At 64.9% G+C, this 18852-nt stretch carries 23 protein-coding genes; 12 read left to right on the forward strand and 11 right to left on the reverse strand.

Features of this window, described 5'->3' with window-relative positions:
- The first annotated feature begins 52 nt into the window (after positions 1–52).
- Positions 53–364 carry a hypothetical protein gene (locus tag GRI59_RS03600; RefSeq protein WP_160759818.1) on the forward strand — a complete coding sequence of 104 codons (312 nt, stop codon included), beginning with the start codon at positions 53–55 and terminating at the stop codon, positions 362–364.
- On the opposite strand, the gene GRI59_RS03605 is transcribed toward GRI59_RS03600, so the two are convergent.
- From GRI59_RS03605 to GRI59_RS03625, 5 genes are read right to left on the reverse strand one after another with little or no spacing between them, the layout of a single operon-like run.
- Complete coding sequence (locus GRI59_RS03605; protein ID WP_160759819.1) at positions 361–774, reverse strand: (2Fe-2S) ferredoxin domain-containing protein; 414 nt, start codon at positions 772–774, stop codon at positions 361–363. The genes GRI59_RS03600 and GRI59_RS03605 overlap by 4 nt on opposite strands.
- Positions 771–2921, reverse strand: coding sequence for an alpha/beta hydrolase family protein (locus GRI59_RS03610; RefSeq protein WP_160759820.1), 2151 nt, complete (start codon positions 2919–2921; stop codon positions 771–773). The genes GRI59_RS03605 and GRI59_RS03610 overlap by 4 nt, the downstream gene beginning before the upstream one ends.
- A gap of 53 nt (positions 2922–2974) precedes the next feature.
- Positions 2975–3475 carry a DUF2497 domain-containing protein gene (locus tag GRI59_RS03615; protein ID WP_160759821.1) on the reverse strand — a complete coding sequence of 167 codons (501 nt, stop codon included), beginning with the start codon at positions 3473–3475 and terminating at the stop codon, positions 2975–2977.
- 44 nt (positions 3476–3519) lie between these two features.
- Complete coding sequence (locus tag GRI59_RS03620; protein WP_183363578.1) at positions 3520–4929, reverse strand: TolC family outer membrane protein; 1410 nt, start codon at positions 4927–4929, stop codon at positions 3520–3522.
- A 59-nt stretch (positions 4930–4988) separates the two neighbouring features.
- Positions 4989–5603 (reverse strand): protein-L-isoaspartate O-methyltransferase family protein, encoded by a 615-nt coding sequence (locus tag GRI59_RS03625; RefSeq protein ID WP_237440654.1) that lies wholly within the window; start codon positions 5601–5603, stop codon positions 4989–4991.
- A 172-nt stretch (positions 5604–5775) separates the two neighbouring features.
- On the opposite strand from GRI59_RS03625, the gene fumC reads away from it, so the two are divergent.
- From fumC to GRI59_RS03640, 3 genes are all read left to right on the forward strand, one after another.
- Positions 5776–7182 carry a class II fumarate hydratase gene (fumC, locus tag GRI59_RS03630; RefSeq protein ID WP_160760401.1) on the forward strand — a complete coding sequence of 469 codons (1407 nt, stop codon included), beginning with the start codon at positions 5776–5778 and terminating at the stop codon, positions 7180–7182.
- Positions 7183–7308: 126 nt separating this feature from the next.
- Positions 7309–8565 (forward strand): sensor histidine kinase, encoded by a 1257-nt coding sequence (locus GRI59_RS03635; protein WP_160759823.1) that lies wholly within the window; start codon positions 7309–7311, stop codon positions 8563–8565.
- Positions 8558–9313 (forward strand): LytR/AlgR family response regulator transcription factor, encoded by a 756-nt coding sequence (locus GRI59_RS03640; RefSeq protein ID WP_160759824.1) that lies wholly within the window; start codon positions 8558–8560, stop codon positions 9311–9313. The genes GRI59_RS03635 and GRI59_RS03640 overlap by 8 nt, the downstream gene beginning before the upstream one ends.
- A gap of 84 nt (positions 9314–9397) precedes the next feature.
- On the opposite strand, the gene GRI59_RS03645 is transcribed toward GRI59_RS03640, so the two are convergent.
- Positions 9398–9721 (reverse strand): UrcA family protein, encoded by a 324-nt coding sequence (locus tag GRI59_RS03645; protein WP_160759825.1) that lies wholly within the window; start codon positions 9719–9721, stop codon positions 9398–9400.
- Positions 9722–9951: 230 nt separating this feature from the next.
- Between GRI59_RS03645 and GRI59_RS03650 the strand changes: the two genes are divergently transcribed.
- The 4 genes from GRI59_RS03650 (at position 9952) to GRI59_RS03665 (ending at position 12359) form a co-directional block, all read left to right on the forward strand.
- Positions 9952–10224: a hypothetical protein gene (locus GRI59_RS03650; RefSeq protein ID WP_160759826.1), complete on the forward strand. Its 273-nt coding sequence runs from the start codon at positions 9952–9954 to the stop codon at positions 10222–10224.
- Positions 10225–10258: 34 nt separating this feature from the next.
- Entirely contained in the window at positions 10259–11113 is an 855-nt protein-coding gene (locus GRI59_RS03655; RefSeq protein ID WP_160759827.1) for a diacylglycerol/lipid kinase family protein, read from the forward strand.
- Positions 11103–11963, forward strand: coding sequence for a metallophosphoesterase family protein (locus GRI59_RS03660; RefSeq protein ID WP_160759828.1), 861 nt, complete (start codon positions 11103–11105; stop codon positions 11961–11963). Before GRI59_RS03655 ends, GRI59_RS03660 begins: the two co-directional genes overlap by 11 nt.
- Positions 11964–12161: 198 nt before the next feature.
- Complete coding sequence (locus GRI59_RS03665) at positions 12162–12359, forward strand: hypothetical protein (RefSeq protein ID WP_183363518.1); 198 nt, start codon at positions 12162–12164, stop codon at positions 12357–12359.
- Positions 12360–12441: 82 nt separating this feature from the next.
- On the opposite strand, the gene rpsI is transcribed toward GRI59_RS03665, so the two are convergent.
- The 4 genes from rpsI to GRI59_RS03685 form a co-directional block, all read right to left on the reverse strand.
- Positions 12442–12957 carry a 30S ribosomal protein S9 gene (gene rpsI, locus GRI59_RS03670; protein ID WP_160759829.1) on the reverse strand — a complete coding sequence of 172 codons (516 nt, stop codon included), beginning with the start codon at positions 12955–12957 and terminating at the stop codon, positions 12442–12444.
- Positions 12957–13436 (reverse strand): 50S ribosomal protein L13, encoded by a 480-nt coding sequence (rplM, locus tag GRI59_RS03675; protein WP_160759830.1) that lies wholly within the window; start codon positions 13434–13436, stop codon positions 12957–12959. Before rplM ends, rpsI begins: the two co-directional genes overlap by 1 nt.
- 158 nt (positions 13437–13594) lie before the next feature.
- A complete protein-coding gene (gene cutA, locus GRI59_RS03680) occupies positions 13595–13912 on the reverse strand; it encodes a divalent-cation tolerance protein CutA (RefSeq protein WP_160759831.1) in 318 nt (105 codons plus the stop codon).
- Entirely contained in the window at positions 13912–14994 is a 1083-nt protein-coding gene (locus tag GRI59_RS03685) for a COX15/CtaA family protein (RefSeq protein WP_160759832.1), read from the reverse strand. Before GRI59_RS03685 ends, cutA begins: the two co-directional genes overlap by 1 nt.
- Positions 14995–15116: 122 nt before the next feature.
- On the opposite strand from GRI59_RS03685, the gene GRI59_RS03690 reads away from it, so the two are divergent.
- The 4 genes from GRI59_RS03690 to GRI59_RS03705 all read left to right on the forward strand — a co-directional run bounded on the left by GRI59_RS03690 (position 15117) and on the right by GRI59_RS03705 (position 17536).
- Positions 15117–15506 (forward strand): MerC domain-containing protein, encoded by a 390-nt coding sequence (locus GRI59_RS03690; protein WP_160759833.1) that lies wholly within the window; start codon positions 15117–15119, stop codon positions 15504–15506.
- Between the two features lie 72 nt (positions 15507–15578).
- Positions 15579–16556, forward strand: coding sequence for a sulfur carrier protein ThiS (gene thiS, locus GRI59_RS03695; protein WP_160759834.1), 978 nt, complete (start codon positions 15579–15581; stop codon positions 16554–16556).
- A gap of 212 nt (positions 16557–16768) precedes the next feature.
- Positions 16769–17281 carry a hypothetical protein gene (locus GRI59_RS03700; protein WP_160759835.1) on the forward strand — a complete coding sequence of 171 codons (513 nt, stop codon included), beginning with the start codon at positions 16769–16771 and terminating at the stop codon, positions 17279–17281.
- 18 nt (positions 17282–17299) lie between these two features.
- The gene (locus GRI59_RS03705) at positions 17300–17536 is read left to right on the forward strand and encodes a ribbon-helix-helix domain-containing protein (RefSeq protein WP_160759836.1); all 237 of its coding nucleotides are present in this window, start codon (positions 17300–17302) and stop codon (positions 17534–17536) included.
- A gap of 17 nt (positions 17537–17553) precedes the next feature.
- On the opposite strand, the gene murA is transcribed toward GRI59_RS03705, so the two are convergent.
- Positions 17554–18834 (reverse strand): UDP-N-acetylglucosamine 1-carboxyvinyltransferase, encoded by a 1281-nt coding sequence (gene murA, locus GRI59_RS03710; protein WP_160759837.1) that lies wholly within the window; start codon positions 18832–18834, stop codon positions 17554–17556.
- Between the last annotated feature and the right edge of the window lie 18 nt (positions 18835–18852).

Raw genomic sequence — 18852 nt, forward strand, 5'->3', positions numbered from 1 at the left:
CTTGCAGCTTTCGCGCGTTGCCAAGCGGGCAGCGGCACGCCATGTCGGGCGCATGACGCGCAAATCCCCGCTCGACGATCCTGTGAACGCCGCCCACGCCTGGGCGCGGTATCGGCAGATCATGAAGGTTCTCCTGGCCGCGACCATCCTGACCGTGGCCATCGCGATGGGCCTGCTATTTGCCTATAATGGCATGATTTCGGTGCATTTCTACATCGCTGTGGCGCTGGGGATAAGCCTCACCATGCTGCTTGGCGGCGGGCTGATGGGGCTGGTGTTCCTCAGCAACGGCACGGGGCACGACGAATCGGTCGACAATCAGCTTCCGGGCAAGGACGAGTTCTGGTCGCCGAAGGATGATTAGGAGGGCGGGTTGAGGCGGAAGTCCTCGACCGGCACTCCGCCCACCAGATGCTCCTGAATGATCCGTTCGAGCACCTTGGGGCTGCACGAATGGTACCACACCCCGTCCGGCCACACGACCGCGACCGGCCCTGCCGCACAGATTTGCAGGCAATCGGCCTTGGAGCGCTGCACGCCCCCACCTTCGCCGCGCTTGCTTTCGTCGGTGCGCTGCGGGCCGACTAGCCCCAGCTCCTTCAGGCGTGACTTCAGAAAACCCCACGCTTCCTCGCCGTCCTTGCGCGAACAGCACTTCTGCTTGTCCGATACCGAACACAGCATGATGTGGCGGGTGATCTGCGTGCCCTTGGCCGGATCGCCATAATGCTTGGCGAGCGCGGTTTGCGCCGAGAGCAGTTCCTGGCGGCTCACTTCGCCGCCTCAGCCTTCAACCAGCGATCCAGCCACGCGAACACGGTGTTGTGCCATTGCAGCGAGTTCTTCGCGCCCAGCACCCAGTGGTTTTCATCCGGGAAGACCAGCAATTGCGACGGGATGCCGCGTTCCTGCAAGGCGGTGAAGCTCATCAGGCCTTGGCTGTAGGAAACGCGGAAGTCCTTTTCGCCGGTGACGACCAACATCGGGGTTTTCCACTTGGCGACGTGGTTTGCAGGGTTCCACTTTTCGTAGGTGTCCCGCGCTTCATCATAAGATCCGCCGAAGTCCCAGCGGGGGAACCACAATTCCTCGGTCGAATAATACATGCTGCGCATATCGAACAGGCCGTCGTGCTGGACGATGCACTTGAAGCGATCGGGCCATTGTCCGGCGATCCAGTTGACCATGTAACCGCCGTAGCTCGCCCCCATCGCGCAGGCCCGGTCCCCGTCGATCTGGGAGTCGAGCTTGAGCGCGGCATCGAGGCCCTTCTGCAAGTCCTCCAGCGGCCCCCCGCCCCAATCCTTGTTGATCGCATCGGTGAAGGTCTGCCCGTATCCGGTGCTCCCGTGGAAATCGACCGAGATAACGGCGTAGCCTTGCGAGGCGGTAACGCGCGGGTTCCAGCGGTTCGACCAGGCATCGTTGAAGCTACCCTGCGGTCCGCCGTGGATATAGAGCAGCGCCGGGATCGGCCCGGTCTGATCCGCAAGCCGCGTGATCTGGCCCCACACCGTGTCGCCATTGGCACCTTTGAAGCTGAAGCGGCGGGTGACGATGCTGGCAAGGCCGCCCATGCGGGTGGTCGCCACATCGGTCAGCGGGCGAGCCTGACCCATGCCGTCCGACAGATAAAGCTCAGCCGGCTGCCCGAGCGAATCGCGGGTGAACAGCGCCCGGCCCCCCGGCAGCGGCACGAGATTTGCGATATGCGCCTCGTTCCCGGCCATCAGATTGAGTTCGGTGACCTTGCCGGTCTTGGGATCGATGTTGAAGGCCGGGGTGTCGAGCACCTTTTGCGCGGTGGCGATCAGGTGCTTGCCGTCTGCGCTCCAGGCGAGGCTGGCGAAGCTGAGGTCGGTGTCCTTGGTCAGATTGCGGCTCTCACCAGTGGAGAGATCGAGCAACTGTACCGCCAGCTTGTCCGCCTCGTAAGTCGGGCGCTCCATCGCCAGCCATGCGAGATAGCGACCATCGGGCGAGACGACGGGGGTGGTATCGGTCGCCTTGTTGCTGGCGGTCAGCAGCTTGGGGGCAGCACCTGACAGGACAGAAGCGTAGATATCGAGATTGGTCGAAGTGGGCTCCGCCGCGTTGGAAAGGCGCGCAGTGAAATAGAGCGCGCTGCCATCGGGGGTGAAGGCGATTTCCTCTGCCCCGCCAAACGGCATGGTGGGGGTGTCGGCGGTGATGCCAGTGGCGGGATCGGTGCCGTCGACCGGAACACCCTCGCCCTGCGCGACGCCATTCTTCAGCGGGAAGGTGAAGATGCGGTTGGGTGTGCCAGGCGTCGCCCAGCGGTCCCAGTGGCGCACGAAGCCATCCTTGGCGTCATACAGCCTGCCGGTGCCGGGGCCGGGGAGGTGCTGCGGCTTGGCATCCGCGCAGCCGAAGGTCGGGCAATCCCGCGCGACTTCGCCCCACAGGGCGATGGCGGTGCCATTGGGGGCGAGCTTGAACCCGGCGATCGCGGCATGGGGTGCGTCCTCGACCATCTGCTGGGTGCCAACCGTCCCATCCTTCGCCAGCGTCACCCGCCACACGCGGCTGCGCTGCGGCGCGCCTGCATCGGGATGCGCGCTGCTGAGGAAATAGAGCTGGCCGTCAGCGCCGAAAGCGAGATCGCTGCCCTTGAGCGGGAGCGTCAGCGCGGTCGGCGCGGCGCCCGGCGTGCTCAGATCGAGCAGATAGTGGGCGGCGCTGCGCGACAGGCTCTCGGGATCGGTGATGGTGACACTGTAGACCGCCAGCGTGCCTGCGGCATTGACCACCGGCGCACCCAGACGCGGCAGGGTGACCAGATCCGCAGCGCTCATCGGCGGCGCGGTAACGCCCGGGATGGTGGAGGTGTCCTGCGCGGCAAGCGGCGCGGCGATAAGGGCGGCGGCGATGACAGCGCCGAAAGCAGTGAGGTTACGCATGGCGGCGGGATTAGCCCGCCTTTGCCGATCCGGCTAGCCTTTGGGCACCAGTATCAGCGGCGCTTGCCGACGATCCGGGCGATTTCCGCCTGCACGAGGCTTTCGACCATGGTGGGCAAGTTGGCTTCGAGCCACTCGGCCAGCATCGGGCGCAGCAATTCGCGGGTCAGGCCTTCGAGCGAGGTTTCGCCCGAACGCACGATCTGCGGCCTCGCGCCGGGCTCCGCCAGCATCGCCAGCGCAGCAAGGTTTTCCTGCATCGCATCGCGCACCGTCTCGGCAATCAGCGGGGTTTCGTCCGTTTGATCGAGCGGGAGCGCCGAAGGCTCGGCCTGGTATTCCATTTCGGACAGGTCGAGCACTTCGTCCGTAGCATCAGCGGCATCGCGGACCTGATGAGTGCGGGCGAGCGGGGCGGGCTCAGCCTCGGACTCTTCGGACACCAGCATCCGCCGACGCCGGGCTTCCAGCGCACCGACGCGGTTATCGCGCGCGATCACTTTCTTGATCGATTCAAGGATTTCTTCGACCGAAGCTTCGTTATCCTGCGCCATTTATCGCCCCGTCGTCATACCGCCCAGCCCTTCCCGAATCGCACTCACTCACCGGGCAGCAATTGCGGGCCGATTGTTGCGTTGGCGGGGGGAATGTCAACGGTTCTGGTCGATTTCGGCTCAGCCTTGGGGTCGCGGTCCCAGTCCCACATCTTGCTGCTGACCCGGTCCGCGTTGATCTGCGGATCGTAGAGCACACCGGCATCAAGGTTGAGATCGCGCGCTTCGGCCCGGCCCATCAGCGCCAGCAGGTTGAAGCCCGCGACATAGGCATTGCGCCGCGCCGTCACCAACTGCGCGCGGGCGTTGACCAGTTCCTGTTCGGCATTGAGCACGTCGAGGATTTGGCGGTTGCCGATCGAGTTCTCCGCGCGCACGCCTTCAAGGCTGAGTTCGGCAGCTTCGACCGCGGACTGCGCGCTCTTGATGATGGCGCCCGCAGCCAGCCAATTGGAATAGGTCGCGCGGGTTTCAGCGATGATCTGACGCTCGGCCGCGATTACATCCTCAAGCGCGGCGGATTCGCGCGCGCCGGCCTGGCGCTTTTGTGCGGCGGGCAGGCCGCCTTGGAACAGCGGGATCGTCACCCGCACTCCGGCATTGGCGGTCTTTTCGCTCTGTGCGAAGTTAGCCGAAACCGGGCCGCCCAGCGTTCCGAAGAAGTCGCTGTAATCGCCGTTCACGAATACGTTGACCGACGGCAACCGGCCACTGCCTGCCGCCTTGGTGTCGAACCCGGCGGCCTGCGCGCGCTGCTTGGCCGCATCGAGGTTGGGGTTGTTTTCCAGCGCCGCGACAATGGCATCGCCGACGGTGTCGGGGAGGCCGGGCAGCGGCGGCGGGGCTTCGAGTTCGCCGGGCTCGTTGCCGACCAGCCGGATATAGGTTTCCCGCGCGGCGATCAGATTGGCTTCGGCCCCTTGCAGATCGCCTTCCGCCACCGCGAGGCGCGAGCGTGACTGGGCCACGTCGGTGATGGTGAGATCGCCGATCTGGAACCGGTCACTGGTCGCTTCCAGATTGGTCCGCAGCACGGCGACATTGTTGCGCGCCAGCGCCACCAGCGCCTCAGTCCGCAGCACGTCCATGTAAGATGCGACGACCTGGCTGAAAATCGTGCTTTCGGTGTTGCGCAGATCGGCCTGCCCCGCCTCGACCCGCTCCTTGGCGGCGGCGATTCCGTTGCGCACCGCTCCGCCCGAATAGACCGGCACCAACAGCTGCGCATTTACGCCCAAGTTGCGTTCCGGCGCGGTGAACGAGTTTGCCGATTGCTGGATGAACTCAATATGCGTCGCCGTGACCGCGACCGAGGGCAGACCCTGCGCGCGGTTGATCGGCACGCCTTCGTCGATCGCGCGCTGGGTGGCGCGGGCGGATTCGAGCGTCGGGTTGGTGGTGTAAGCCGCCGCCAGCGCATCACGCAGGTTATCGGCCTGCGCGGGCGCTGCCATGCTGGCGAGCACCAGCAGGCTGGCCGAACCGGCCCAGATCAGCGAGGCGGGCTTGCGGTTCACGCGAAGGTCCAGGTCTTGGGCGCGTCGAAGGCGTGGAGCACGGGGATGCCGAGATCCTCGACCGGTTGGAGGTTGACCTTGCCTGCCACCTTGCGGCCCGTGGCCAGCCGCGTGACCTGCCGCAGCACGAGGCCGGTGACGATCCGGCCTTCATCAGTCAGCTGGGCGGCGAGGGTATCGGGCAGCTGCTCGATCGCGCCATCGATCACGATAAGCGAATAGGCGCCGGTGCCGCTTGCGTTCACCGCCTCTGCTGCGGTGATCTGGTGGAGTTCAGCCACCAGCGGGCGCAGCAGCACGGCGAGGTAATCGGTGCCGCCGCCGACCACCAGCACGCGGTCATCCGGCATCGGTGCGGCTTCGAGCAGCAGCTTGCCATAGAACAGGGGTGCCGCGAGGTGGCCCGCCCCCTCTCCCTTGGCGCCCAGCATCACCGCACGGTCGATATAGGCCTGCGCAGCCTTGTCCGTGGGGAGGAAATCCTCACGCGGGACAGCGATCATGCGCGCCAGCACATATTCCTCGTTCACCCCGCTGGTGCGCAGCTGGCTGTCGATCATGGCGCGGCGCGCAAGATGAGTATCGGGCAAAGTGGTGGTCATGGTGTTCATCGTCTCTCGGGCTAACTGTATTAGTGACACAATACAGTCCGTCAACCCTCTCCTTAAACGCGCGCGGCCCCGGTTCCAAGGCCTTTGACCTTGCTTGCGCAGAGTGCTTAGGGGAGCGCCGGACCCTTCGGGATTGTATTCGACTTAATGAGGGATGGCTTCGATGAGTGACATGACGGCAGCTGGGCAGGACGTGCGGATCGAGACGGATTCGCTGGGCGAAGTGGCGGTTCCGGCGCATGTCCATTGGGGCGCACAGACGCAGCGCTCGATCGTCAACTTCCCGATCGGCGGCGAGAAGATGCCGCCGGCGCTGGTGCGGGCGCTGGGAATTCAGAAGCTTGCGGCGGCCAAGGCCAACATGAAGCTCGGCGTGCTCGATACCAAGCTGGGCGAGGCGATTGTCGCTGCCGCGCGTGAAGTGATCGACGGAACGCTGGCCGACCAGTTCCCGCTGGTGGTGTGGCAAACGGGGAGCGGCACACAGTCGAACATGAACGCCAACGAGGTGATCGCCAGCCGCGCAAACGAGATGCTCACCGGCAACAAGGGCGGCAAGTCCCCGGTTCACCCCAATGATCACTGCAATATGGGCCAGTCGTCCAACGACACCTTCCCCACCGCGATGCACATCGCTGCGGCAAGCGAAGCGCTCGATCACCTGATTCCGGCCTTGCAGAAGCTCCACGGCGCGCTCGACGCCAAGGCGCAGGAATTCGCCGACATCGTCAAGATCGGCCGCACCCACTTGCAGGACGCCACCCCGATGACGCTGGGGCAGGAATTCTCGGGCTACGCCAAGCAGGTCGAATACGGCATCACCCGCGTGCGTGCGGCGCTGCCGCGGGTGCTGGAGCTGGCGCAGGGCGGCACGGCGGTCGGCACCGGGATCAACGCCAAGGTCGGGTTCGATGTCGCCTTCGCTGCCGAGGCTGCTGCCGAAACCGGCCACGCCTTCGTGACCGCGCCCAACAAGTTTGAAGCATTGGCCGCGCATGATGCGATGGTCGAGATTTCGGGCGCTTTGAACGTGCTCGCCGTCAGTCTGATGAAAATTGCCAACGACATCCGCCTGCTCGGCTCCGGCCCGCGTTCGGGCCTTGGCGAACTCTCCCTGCCCGCTAACGAGCCGGGTTCGTCAATCATGCCGGGCAAGGTCAACCCGACCCAGTGCGAAGCGATGACGATGGTTGCCGCCCAGGTGATGGGCAATCACATGACCGTGACCGTCGCCGGATCTCACGGGCATCTCGAACTCAACGTGTTCAAGCCGGTGATCATCTACAACGTGCTGCAATCGATGAAGCTGCTGGGCGATGCCAGCCATGCCTTCACCGACAATTGCGTGGTCGGAATCGAGGCGAACATGGACCGCATCACCCAGCTGCTCAACGAAAGCCTGATGCTGGTGACCGCCCTGAACCCGCATATCGGATACGACAACGCCGCCAAGATCGCGAAGAAGGCGCACGCCGAAGGGACGACCTTGAAGGCAGCGGCGCTGGCATTGGGCCTGCTCACCGAGGAGCAGTTTGCCGAGTGGGTGGTGCCGGCAGACATGATTCGTCCCCGGGATTGAGCATGGCAAGTCGTTCGGCGTGTCTGAACAGCCGTTCATAATTCGACCAAGACCTGACCCCGCCCGACAATAGGCGCCAGTGCCAGTGGCGCTGAGCGGGCGGGGGCGTTATCGCTGGCCGTCACAATGGCAACGAACCCGACCAGCGACGCAGCTCTTGATCCACCCACCCCCACCGTGTCTTTCCGCACGGTGCTGTTTTCGATGGTGGTGCTGTGGGCAACCTACTTCGCGCTCACCACGGTCCGCGCGCTGGTGATGGATTTCGGTCTCCAGTTCGAACTCGGCTGGCGGCGGCTTTTGGTCACGGGGGTTGGCGTTCTGCTGACGCTGGTGCTGTGGCTGCTGCTGCGCCTGTTCGATAACCGCCCCTTGTGGCTCAAGATCTCGGGCGCGATTGTGCTGGCTATGCCGGTGGCCTTGGCGATCGGGCAGGTGAATTACGTTGTCTTCAAGGACATGGAATTCGCCCAGCGGCAGGCCTATGCTGAGCGGTACAACCTCAATCTGCGACGCGACGAATCCGGCAATCTGCTGATCGACGTGCCGGTGCGCCGCGCCGATCCTGCTGCGGGCGGAACTGATGATCAGTCCGCTGATTCGCAGAGCGTGCTGATCGAGGAAGCGGAAACCTATGCGGATTTCTGGCGCAAGCTGCTCGACGTCGCACTGGGGCGGTACTTCCTGTTGCTAGCTTGGGCATCGACCTATTTTGCCTTGCTCGCCGGCGTCCAGGCGCGTGCGGCGCAGCAGCGCGAGAACAAGTTCCGCTCTGCCGCCAAGGCCGCCGAATTGCTGTCCTTGCGCTATCAAGTGAACCCGCATTTCCTGTTCAACACGCTGAATTCGCTGTCCGCGCTGGTGATGACCGGCAAGGCCGACCGGGCCGAGCGGATGATCCAGACGATCAGTCGTTTCTATCGCCACTCGCTGGCGACTGAGCCAACCGCCGATGTCGCCCTGCGCGATGAATTCGACCTGCAAAAGCTCTACCTCGATATCGAAGCGGTGCGCTTCCCGACGCGGCTGGTGTGCGTGTTCGATCTTCCGCTGGAGCTTGAGGAAGCCCGTGTGCCGGGGATGATCCTGCAACCGCTGGTCGAAAACTCGGTCAAATACGCCGTCTCGCCGGTGTCGCGCCCGGTGACAATCACCCTCGCCGCGCGCGAGGAGTTTGATCGGTTGGTGATCACCGTCAGCGATGACGGCCCGGGCGTACCGCCGGGGACGCCGCACGGGTTCGGCATCGGCCTTGCCAATGTGCGCGACCGGTTGGAGGCCCGCTTCGGCCCCGACATCGGCTTTTCCTCCGCCCCTGTGCCGGGCGGCTACCGCACCGAAATCCGCATCCCCCTGACCAGAATGACAGCCCGCCATGCCTGAGACCGACACTGAAACCACTGCGCTGCGCACCCTGATCGTCGATGACGAGCCGCTCGCGGTTGAGCGGGTGCAGGTCATCTGCGCCGAAATCCCCGCCGTCCGCGTGGTCGGCACCGCCAGCGATGGCGCCGCGGCGCTGCGCCTTGCCGAGAAGCTCGAACCTGATCTGGTGCTGCTCGACATGACCATGCCCGAATTGGACGGGCTGGGCGTTGCGCGCCATTTCGCCAATCAGCCGCAATCGCCGGTGGTGATCTTCGTGACCGCGCATGATCATTTTGCGGTTGAGGCATTCGATCTGGAAGCGGTCGATTACGTGCTGAAGCCGGTCTCGGCCGATCGGCTGGAACGCGCGATCGAGCGTGCCATCGCCCGCCGCGGCCAGCGCCGCCAGAAGGCGAGCCGCTATCTCGACGAATTGTGGGTGCCGCACCGGTCCGAGCTGCTGCGCATCGCGGTGAGCGAAGTCCACCAGATCGATGCCGAGCGTGACTATGTCCGCTTGCACGTTGGCGGACCGGAAGCGGGGCGCTCCTACCTGCTGCTCCAAACCATTGCCGGGCTGGAAGAACGGCTCGATCCCGAACAGTTCATCCGCATCCACCGTTCCACCATCCTGCGCCGCGATCATATTCGCGGACTGCGGCACGATGGCCTCGGCGTGTGGTCGGCGGAGCTCGTCAACGGCGAGGCGCTGCGCATCGGCCGGACCTATCTCGCGCGCGTCAAGGCTATGGCGGGAAGATAAAAAAACGGCCCGAACCCCAGGGACTGGAAGGGTTCGGGCCGTATCGACTGCGCTTTGAGGTAAGGCGCAGGATTGCAGCTGCGGTTAGCCGCCGCGCTGCTGTTCGAGTGTCCGGGCGGCGACCTGTTGTTTGGCATCGCTGCGCGCCTTGGCGAGGCAGGCGAGGGCGTCCTGGCTCATCATCCGCGAACCGGTGGTCAGGCTGGTGGTGCGGCACACTTGGCGCACGGCTTTTTCGACGCGCTTGTCGAGGATCTTCTGACCCTTCGCCGTGCCCAGATCGATGTCCGCGGTGCTGACCCGGATTGTCGTCTTCTGGGTGTCACCGGCCAGCGCCGGGCTCATCGCCGCGCCGGCAAGGCCAAGCGCCGCAAGGGCATGTGTGAGTGTTTTCGCAAGGGGTTTCATGTTCCATCTCCTCCATCTCGCAGGGGCCTAAGATCGGGCGGGGGTCCGATCCGGCGGGGTGCCAAGCGCCCTGCTGAAACCCTTGATACGCCCCCTTCCTGTCGCCCGCATTCGGCCTTCGATCAACCCGTGTACCGCCGTCGACAGACGCGGCAGCCCGATGACCAATGGTGCTGATGGCGGGACAAATGGCGGTTCCCAATCGACCAGCGCAGCGCCATAGTGGCGCCATGGGTTGGTCCACCGTCATCATCTTTCTGCTGGGAATCGGAAACTTCGCGATCAACCGCGCTGTGTTCAAAAGCGGTCACCCGCTGTTCGCGCGCCTGCCGCAGGTCAGCCAGACGCTGGGCAGCCGCGCTGCATTGGTGAGCGAGTTTGCGGTGCTGTTCTTCGCGCTGCTGCTCTCGGTCGAAGGCTGGCCGGGCTATGCCTGGGCCTATGCCGCCTACACTGTCTTCAATGCCGGTGCCGCTTGGTTGATCCTGAGCGGGCGGGTATAGCGTCCAAACCGGGGGCGCCGGAGCACAAACGACAATGGATTCGCACACCCCCTGCTGGCTCGTGGTCAACCCTGCAAGCGGGAGCAATGACCAGACCTCCGCCGAAACGCTGACCGCCGCATTGACGGCGCGCGGTTGGCCGGTCGAGCGGGTGGTGGCCTTTCCCGACGATCCCCTGCCCGATGCCGGAGCGCTGGATGCGGCCGGGATCGCGCATGTGGTGATCTACACCGGCGACGGCACCATGAACACGCTGATCAATCAACTGTCAGGATGGGGCGGCACGGTGCTGGCGCTGCCGGGCGGAACGATGAATCTGCTGCCGCTGCGGCTTCACCGGACGACGGACCTCGACACGATTCTCGACATCGTTGCTGGCGGCGGTGCGCGGGCGCGGCGGTTGGACTGTGTGCGCTGCGAGGCCGGGCTGGCACTGGCGGGGTTGCTGGTCGGTCCGGGCACCGCGTGGAGCCGTGTGCGCGAATCGATGCGCAAGGTCGACATTGCGAGCATGGCGAAGGAAACGGTCGAGGCGCTGCGCCACACCACCACCGGGGCAGGCGTCATGCTAGCCGACAGGCGGCTATCGCGCGACGGCGGCTATCCGCTGGTCGAACTGACCCCCGGCGAGCACGGTGTGCAGATCGACGGATACTTCGCCGATGCCGCGCTCGACTATGCCGGGCAGGCTTGGGCCCTGCTGCGCCGCCGCTTCCGCGAAGGGCCGCACGACCGGCTCGGGATTGCCGACAGCATCACGCTTGTCAGCGCCGATGGCAGCCCGCTGGCCTGCCTGATCGACGGTGAGCCGGGCGAATGCCCCTCCGGTTCGCGCTTCTCGGTCGAACCATGCGGGGTGGATCTGCTGGCGACGTCGCATGAGCTCTGACCGGCTGCGCCTGTTCCACCTGTCCGACATCCACTTCGGGCTGGAGGACCGCGATGCGCTGGCATGGGTGCGCGACGAGATCGCTGCAAAGCGCCCCGCTGCGGTGATCATTACGGGCGATCACACGATGCGCGCGCGCCATCACGAATTCGCCGCCGCGACCCGCTGGATCACCGCGCTCGACGTTCCGGTGACGATCAGCATCGGCAATCACGACATGCCCTATTTCAACCTGATCGAGCGCTTTTTTGATCCCTATAAGCGGTTCGAGGGGATGAAGTCGCTGGTTGAGCGCGAAATCGACCTACCAGGGCTGGCGATCGTGCCGCTCAAGACCGTGCGGCGCTGGCAGCCGCGCATGAACTGGTCGAAAGGCTGGGTGACCGCCCCGGCGCTGGCCGATTGCCTTGATGCGCTCGACCGGCTGCCTGCCGGAACGCGGGCGCTGGTGGCGGTGCACCACCCGCTGCGCGAGGCCGGAACGCACGGCACGGCGCTGACCCGCGGGGGCGAGAATGCCCTGCGCGAACTGGCGCGGCGCGGGGTGCTCGGGGTGCTGTCGGGCCATGTCCATGACGCTTTCGACATCGCTGAGCCGACCAGCGAAGGCCCTGTCCGCATGATTGGCGCGGGCACCCTGTCCGAACGCACCCGCTCAACCCCGCCCAGCTTCAACGAGTTGACGTGGGACGGCGTGCAGCTGGAGGTGGCGGTGCGCAATCTCGAAGGTGTGCCGACGCCCGACATGCTGATCGAGGATGTCCCCGAGGATGCCACCCCGCCGCGCACGCCGGGCGAACCGGTCGCTCCGGTCGATCGTGTCCCCCCCGTCGATCCGCCGGTGCATTGATCGGCGTGCATCGGTAACATTTCGGGGCTGCGCCTTAACCTTTTCCCTAGGATTGGCCTTAAGGTTTTGTTGGTCAAATCGCGGATGCAGGCTGGGATGGCATGCACGCGCTGGCCCTTTCCTGCCTGCCCTGTTCAACCGACGGTCGCTTGGGGCAAGTCTCCCCCCAGTGCGGCTGGTGCGAAGAAGGGAATGGCGATGGATTTGATCAAGGCGATGACCTTCGGCGCGATCCTGTCTGCGACGATTGCGCTGGTGGTCGGCTCACAAGGATCGAGCGCCGGTCCTCTGGCGATTCATGCGGTGCACTTCGCAGATGCCAAAATGTACTGGTCGTGGCCGATCTTCCTTTCGGCGAGCGGGTTGGCTTTCGGGATCTCACTGCTGCAACGTTGAGTGCCCGAGTCTCCCGGGCGGCAAAAGAAAAGGGCGGCTCCCTTCCGGGGCCGCCCTTTTCTGTATCCCTTGCGGGAAGAGCTTAACGCTTCGAGAACTGGAAGCTGCGGCGAGCCTTGGCCTTGCCGTACTTCTTACGCTCGACCACGCGGCTGTCGCGGGTGAGGAAGCCTTCCGCCTTCACTGCGCTGCGCAGTTCCGGTTCGTACTTGCTCAGCGCCTGAGCGATGCCATGCTTCACAGCGCCGGCCTGACCCGACAACCCGCCACCGCGCACGGTGCAGATCACATCGTACTGGCCGGTGCGGTCCGTGATGGTGAAGGGCTGGTTGATCACCAGACGCAGGGTCGGACGCGCGAAATAGGTTTCCTGATCGCGGCCGTTGATGGTGATCTTGCCGGTGCCCGGCTTGACCCACACGCGGGCAACCGCATCCTTGCGGCGACCGGTGGCATAGGACCGGCCCTGCGCGTCGATTTCACGGTCACGCAGCGGCATGGCAACGCGGGCGATTTCAGCAGCGTCGCCCTGCGGCACGCCAGCGGCGATGTCCTTCAGATCGGCGAGATCCGAGACGGTGGTGGTTTCATCGGACATTATGCGGCCACCTTGTTCTTGCGGTTCATGGAAGCGACGTCGAGCACCTGCGGCTTCTGGCCGTCATGCGGGTGTTCGGTGCCGACATAGAGGTGCAGCGCACGCATCTGATCACGGCCGAGCGGGCCGCGCGGGATCATCCGCTCGATCGCCTTTTCAAGCACACGCTCGGGGAAACGACCGCCGAGCACCTTGGCCGGGGTGGTTTCCTTGATGCCGCCGGGGTGACCGGTGTGCTTGTAATAGATCTTGTTGCCCATCTTGTTGCCGGTGAACTTCACCTTCTCAACGTTGATGATGATTACGTGATCGCCGCAATCGACGTGCGGGGTGTAGGTCGGCTTGGTCTTGCCGCGCAGGATGTTGGCGACGATCGCGGCGAGGCGACCGACGACGAGACCGTCGGCGTCGATGATGTGCCAGTTCTTTTCGACCTCGGCCGGTTTGATCGACCGGGTCTGCTTGCTGAGCGCCTTCATGGCATGTGTCCTTGGTTCGAAACTGTTCTGCCGGCAAATGTCCGGGAGAATCGCCCCCACGCGGCACACGGCCGAGCGGAGAAGTGGGGCGCAGATGTCGCCGACACCCGTAAAAGTCAAGCAAAAGCGCCATTTCGCGATGCGGTAAAATAATACCGCTAGTTGGAAACGGCTCCGGCCAGCCATGTGAGCGTTGCCGGATGGGCCTCATCGACGCGCCAACCGAGAATGGCGGGCGTATCGTAGGGATGCAGCTCACCGACCCGCTCGACCACGTCATCCAGCCGCTCGGCGATGGTTTTGAACAGCACGGCGGTCTCGGTGCCCGAAGCGCGGGTCCCCTCCCACACGAAGCGGGATTCGATAGTGCCTAGGATATTGGCGCAGGCGATAAGCCCTTCATCGAGCAGCGTGTCGGCAGCGGCGCGGGCGCTTTCAACGTCGGGGAAGGGGCACCACACAAGCGCGGCGGCCATCAGGCGGTCACTCCGCCTTGCCGTGCGACTCCGTTGCTATGCATTGCCCAGACCGTCGCTGCCACCGTCAGCGCGCCGACCAGTTGGTGCGCGGCGGCGATCCACAGGGAGACCCCGCTCATCACGGTCGCAATCCCCAGCAGCACCATCGTCCCGAAGGCGGTGTGCACCGCAATGCTCGCGAACCGATCCGTCTTGCGCACCGCCCGTCCCAGCCACACCAGCGCCGCGACGGCCACCCACGCCCACCAGCGGTGGAGGAAATGGAGCAGGAAGGGATCATGCGTCACCGTCCACAGCGCGCCTTGCGACCAGTCCACCTCGGGCAGCAGCCGCCCGTTCATCAGCGGCCAGTCATTGGCGGCAAGACCCGCATTGAGCCCAGCCACCCACGCGCCGAGCAGCAGCTGGACAAATAATACGCCCGCTACCAGCGCCGCCCCCGCCGTCAGCGGTGCCGATCGCGCAGCAGGATCGCGGGCGAGCAGGCGCAAATCGCGCGACGTCCACACCAGCCCTGCCAGCAGGAACAGCGCCGTCAGCAAATGCGCTGAGAGGCGGAAATGGCTCACATCCGTCAGGTTGGTATTCCCGACGCCCGAGGACACCATGTACCAGCCCAGCGCCCCCTGCCCGAGGATCAGCGTGAACATCGCCGCCAGCCGCCAGCCATAACCCGCCGGGATCGCCCGCCGCGCCGCAAACACGATCAGCGGCAGCAGATAAGCGAGCCCGATCACCCGTCCGAGGATGCGGTGAAACCATTCCCAGAAGAAGATGAACTTGAATGCGGCCAGATCCATGCCGGCCGGGCCGCTTTCCATCCGGAACTCGGCGGTGAGCCGGTATTTGGCGAATTCGGTCTGCCATGCCGCCTCATTCAAGGGCGGGAGGATGCCGCTGACCACGTTCCATTCAGTGATCGAAAGGCCGCTCTCCGTCAGCCGGGTAATCCCGCCGACGACCACGATGCCCACCACCAGCAGCGCAACCAGCTCCAGCCAGCGCGCAATCGCCAGGGGCCGGGCGCGGGTTTGCGGGGCGGGCTTGAACAGGTTCGACACGGAGGCGGAGGTGGCCATAGTGGCTCGCTCTTTGTGCCGCGCGCCGCGCCAGTGCAAGCCTGTTCGGCGCAAATGCAAATGCTCTGCGCGCAAGTCCGCCTTGCACAATGTAACAACATTACATATGTGCGGCTGAGATCATGCCCCACAATGCGCTTCCCCCTGCGAGTCGGACCTCGCTCCGTCGCCGACTCGATCAGCTGGGAATCGGGCTGGCGGGCCTGTGCGCGGTGCATTGTCTGGCCACGCTGTTTCTGGTTTCGGCGCTGGGGCTGGGCGGGCATTTCCTGCTGGAAGAAAACATCCACCGTATCGGCCTGCTGCTGGCGCTGATCGTGGCAGCGGTTGCGATCGGCTGGGGTCTGCTGCGCCACGGGCGGATGCTGCCGTTCCTGGTCGCAGTGGTCGGTCTGGTGCTGATGGCAGCCGCGCTGGTGGTGCCGCATGGGACCAACGAATTCCTGCTGACGCTGGTGGGCGTGGCGCTGGTCTCGGTCGGCCATGTGCTGAACCTGCGCGCCGCACGCTGACGCGCTCATCCAAACGCAGCCTCTCAAAACACTTGGGTTGCAGCCTTGGCCTGAGCGCCTATGTCCCGTGCCATGACGAAGAGCCTTACCCTGAACGGCGCGCCGCACCGTTCCGCCGCCGCCACCATCGCCGATCTGGTCCGCGAACTCGACCTTGCGCCCGAGAAAGTCGCGGTGGAACGCAACGGCGAAATCGTCCCGCGCTCGACGCTGAGTGACGCGCCACTGGCGGATGGCGACAGGCTGGAAATCGTGCACTTCGTCGGCGGGGGCGATCACGCCGCGGATACCTGGACCGTAGCGGGTCGCACCTTCACCTCGCGGCTGATCGTCGGCACCGGCAAGTACAAGAGCTTCGAACAGAACGCGGCAGCCGTTGAGGCTTCGGGCGCAGAGATCGTCACCGTCGCGGTGCGGCGCGTGAACGTCTCCGATCCCAAAGCGCCGATGCTGACCGATTTCATCGATCCCAAGAAAATCACCTACCTCCCCAACACCGCCGGCTGCTTCACCGGCGAGGATGCGGTGCGCACCTTGCGGTTGGCGCGTGAGGCTGGGGGCTGGGATCTGGTCAAGCTTGAGGTTTTGGGCGAAGCGCGGACGCTTTATCCCGATATGCGCGAGACGCTGAAGGCGACAGAAGTACTGGCCAAGGAGGGCTTCTTGCCCATGGTCTATTGCGCCGATGATCCGATTGCGGCGAAGCAGTTAGAAGACGCGGGCGCGGTGGCGATCATGCCGCTCGGCGCGCCAATCGGTTCGGGTCTCGGCATCCAGAACCGGGTGATGATCCGCCTGATCGTCGAGGGCGCGAAGGTGCCGGTACTGGTCGATGCGGGCGTCGGCACGGCGTCCGACGCAGCGGTCGGCATGGAGCTCGGCTGCGACGGGATCCTGATGAACACCGCCATCGCCGAGGCGAAAGACCCGATCCGCATGGCCCGCGCCATGAAACTCGCGGTCGAGGCCGGGCGCGAGGCCTATCTGGCGGGCCGTATGGCGCGGCGGATGTATGCGGACCCCTCCTCCCCGCTCGCGGGATTGATCTAAAGGGGTTCGCGCCAAGTCGCCAAGGGGCCAAGATGGGTCACTTGCGGCGAAGCCGCATTTCTCATTGACTATGGCGCAAGTTGAAAGACTGCGCCTGCGGCGCGGGCTGCCCTCTTGGCCCCTTGGCGACTTGGCGCGAACCCACCTGACTACCTAACCTTAAATTAACCATGCTCTGCGACAGTTCTCCCTGTCTGAAGGAGACATGCGCCATGATGATGCCGATTGCCGAAATGCGGGAATTTGCCGGGTTCGCCCCGGCCGAACAGCGTTACATCAAGCGCAGCCTCGACATCGGCCTCGCCCGCACCGACGCGTTCCGCCGCTGGGGCCGCAGCGAGAGCGAGAATACCGCGATCCGCCGCCAATATGTCGCCTATCAGGATCTGAAGTCCCTGCGCGCGCTGATCCCGCACGAAGGCACCCCGCAGGAGGTCGAACGCTTCCTCGGCAAGCTGGTGCGGGTTGCTGCCTTCGATCTGGAGCAGGAGCGGCTGGGGTGCTTTTCGGCTTTCCGGTTCCTCTATGAACGCCTGCTCGGTGCCCGCGCGCGGCCCTATCTGCCCGCCGCCTTCTGCGCTGCCGCCGCACTGCCCTCGATCCGCCCGGAACGCCGCAAGCTGCTGCTACAAAGCTTGAGCGAAGCCGCAGCCACCGCGCCCGGCTGGTCGACACGCGAGCCGGGGTTCCTTCCCGAATATGTGGACGACTTCGAAGCGGCATAAGTGTAGATGGGGGCAAGCATGGACTCCCCCTATCACCCCCCGGTCAAACGCTCGCTGAGTATTGCGGGCCACCAGACCTCGATCAGCCTTGAACCGCTGTTCTGGGACATGCTGAAGAGCGCAGCCGCACGCGAGGGGCTGGCGATTGCCGCCTTGGTTGCCCGCATAGATGCCGAGCGGATCAAGTCACCCACGCCTCCGGGTCTGGCCAGTGCGATCCGGGTGTGGCTGGTGGTGAAAAGCCCCCTCCCTTGAGGGAGGGGAGTAAAGGCTCAATCATCCACCCGTTCGATATCCGCTCCCACCAGCTGCAACTTCTCTTCCAGCCGCTCATACCCGCGATCAAGGTGATAGAGCCGCCGCACGGTCGTCTCCCCCTCGGCAGCGAGTGCAGCGATGACTAGGCTCATCGAGGCGCGCAGATCGGTCGCCATGACTTCCGCGCCGGTCAGGCGATCGACACCCTTGACGATCGCGGTGCGGCCTTCGGTGGTGATGTCCGCGCCCATGCGTGCCAGTTCCGGCACGTGCATGAAGCGGTTTTCGAAGATCGTTTCCTTCAGCACGCTTGCGCCTTCGGCCTTGCACAATAGCGCCATCAGCTGCGCCTGCATATCGGTGGCAAGGCCGGGGTAGGGCGCGGTGGTGAGGTTGGTCGCTTTCAGCGCGCCGTTCGCGCCCACGGTGATGCTCTTGGCGTCCCACGTCACGTCGCAGCCAATGGCCTGCAAAGCGTGGATCGTCGCCATCATGTCGTCAGCCTTGGCGCCTTCCAAGCGCACTTCGCCCCCCGTGATCGCGGCAGCGCAGGCGTAGGAGCCGGCCTCGATCCGGTCAGGCATGACGCGGTAGGTCGCGCCGTGCAGCCGCTTCACGCCGTGGATAGTGAGGTTGGAGGTGCCGATCCCTTCGATCTCTGCGCCCATCGCGACGAGCATGTTGCAGAGGTCGACGATCTCCGGCTCACGCGCGGCGTTGAACAAGCGGCTGGTGCCGTTCGCCAGCACCGCGGCCATCAGCGCATTTTCGGTCGCGCCGACGCTCACCACCGGGAAGTCGAAGTCCCCGCCCGGCATCCCGCCATCGGGCTGGATCGCGCGGACGTAACCGGCCGCCAGCTCGATCTTGGCCCCGAAGGCTTCCAACGCCTTGAGGTGCAAATCGATCGGGCGGTTCCCGATCGCGCAGCCGCCGGGCATTGAGACAGTCGCCTCGCCGCTGCGGGCGAGCATCGGGCCGAGCACCAGGATCGACGCGCGCATCTTGCGCACCAGATCATAGGGGGCAACGTTCGAAGTGATCCGCGTCGCCTCAAGGCTCATCACCCGGCCGAAATCCTCCGGGCGCGTGCCCTGGATCACCGTCGTGACGCCAAACTGATTCATCAGGTGCTGGAACCCGTCGATATCCGCCAGCCGCGGCAGGTTGCGCAGCGTCAGCGGTTCCTCGGTCAGCAGCGCGCATGGAATGAGCGTCAACGCCGCATTCTTCGCGCCGGAGATCGGGATGGTGCCGGAAAGGCGGTTGCCGCCGCGGATGATGAGTTTGTCCATGATTCCGCCTTAGCGAAA

The organism is Erythrobacter ramosus (assembly GCF_009828055.1).
Classification (GTDB): Bacteria; Pseudomonadota; Alphaproteobacteria; order Sphingomonadales; family Sphingomonadaceae; genus Erythrobacter; species Erythrobacter ramosus.

What these genes read in the sequence shown, in the direction of transcription:
- rpsI (WP_160759829.1), bottom strand. Translation starts at nt 12,957, where the DNA reads ATGTCCGATGAAACCACCACCGTCTCGGATCTCGCCGATCTGAAGGAC.
- GRI59_RS03700 (WP_160759835.1), top strand. Translation starts at nt 16,769, where the DNA reads ATGATGATGCCGATTGCCGAAATGCGGGAATTTGCCGGGTTCGCCCCG.
- GRI59_RS03690 (WP_160759833.1), top strand. Translation starts at nt 15,117, where the DNA reads ATGCCCCACAATGCGCTTCCCCCTGCGAGTCGGACCTCGCTCCGTCGC.
- GRI59_RS03625 (WP_237440654.1), bottom strand. Translation starts at nt 5,603, where the DNA reads ATGAACACCATGACCACCACTTTGCCCGATACTCATCTTGCGCGCCGC.
- GRI59_RS03655 (WP_160759827.1), top strand. Translation starts at nt 10,259, where the DNA reads ATGGATTCGCACACCCCCTGCTGGCTCGTGGTCAACCCTGCAAGCGGG.
- GRI59_RS03660 (WP_160759828.1), top strand. Translation starts at nt 11,103, where the DNA reads ATGAGCTCTGACCGGCTGCGCCTGTTCCACCTGTCCGACATCCACTTC.
- GRI59_RS03645 (WP_160759825.1), bottom strand. Translation starts at nt 9,721, where the DNA reads ATGAAACCCCTTGCGAAAACACTCACACATGCCCTTGCGGCGCTTGGC.
- GRI59_RS03640 (WP_160759824.1), top strand. Translation starts at nt 8,558, where the DNA reads ATGCCTGAGACCGACACTGAAACCACTGCGCTGCGCACCCTGATCGTC.
- cutA (WP_160759831.1), bottom strand. Translation starts at nt 13,912, where the DNA reads ATGGCCGCCGCGCTTGTGTGGTGCCCCTTCCCCGACGTTGAAAGCGCC.
- GRI59_RS03600 (WP_160759818.1), top strand. Translation starts at nt 53, where the DNA reads ATGACGCGCAAATCCCCGCTCGACGATCCTGTGAACGCCGCCCACGCC.
- GRI59_RS03620 (WP_183363578.1), bottom strand. Translation starts at nt 4,929, where the DNA reads ATGGCAGCGCCCGCGCAGGCCGATAACCTGCGTGATGCGCTGGCGGCG.
- thiS (WP_160759834.1), top strand. Translation starts at nt 15,579, where the DNA reads ATGACGAAGAGCCTTACCCTGAACGGCGCGCCGCACCGTTCCGCCGCC.
- fumC (WP_160760401.1), top strand. Translation starts at nt 5,776, where the DNA reads ATGACGGCAGCTGGGCAGGACGTGCGGATCGAGACGGATTCGCTGGGC.
- rplM (WP_160759830.1), bottom strand. Translation starts at nt 13,436, where the DNA reads ATGAAGGCGCTCAGCAAGCAGACCCGGTCGATCAAACCGGCCGAGGTC.
- murA (WP_160759837.1), bottom strand. Translation starts at nt 18,834, where the DNA reads ATGGACAAACTCATCATCCGCGGCGGCAACCGCCTTTCCGGCACCATC.
- GRI59_RS03610 (WP_160759820.1), bottom strand. Translation starts at nt 2,921, where the DNA reads ATGCGTAACCTCACTGCTTTCGGCGCTGTCATCGCCGCCGCCCTTATC.
- GRI59_RS03615 (WP_160759821.1), bottom strand. Translation starts at nt 3,475, where the DNA reads ATGGCGCAGGATAACGAAGCTTCGGTCGAAGAAATCCTTGAATCGATC.
- GRI59_RS03665 (WP_183363518.1), top strand. Translation starts at nt 12,162, where the DNA reads ATGGATTTGATCAAGGCGATGACCTTCGGCGCGATCCTGTCTGCGACG.
- GRI59_RS03650 (WP_160759826.1), top strand. Translation starts at nt 9,952, where the DNA reads ATGGGTTGGTCCACCGTCATCATCTTTCTGCTGGGAATCGGAAACTTC.
- GRI59_RS03635 (WP_160759823.1), top strand. Translation starts at nt 7,309, where the DNA reads ATGGCAACGAACCCGACCAGCGACGCAGCTCTTGATCCACCCACCCCC.
- GRI59_RS03705 (WP_160759836.1), top strand. Translation starts at nt 17,300, where the DNA reads ATGGACTCCCCCTATCACCCCCCGGTCAAACGCTCGCTGAGTATTGCG.
- GRI59_RS03685 (WP_160759832.1), bottom strand. Translation starts at nt 14,994, where the DNA reads ATGGCCACCTCCGCCTCCGTGTCGAACCTGTTCAAGCCCGCCCCGCAA.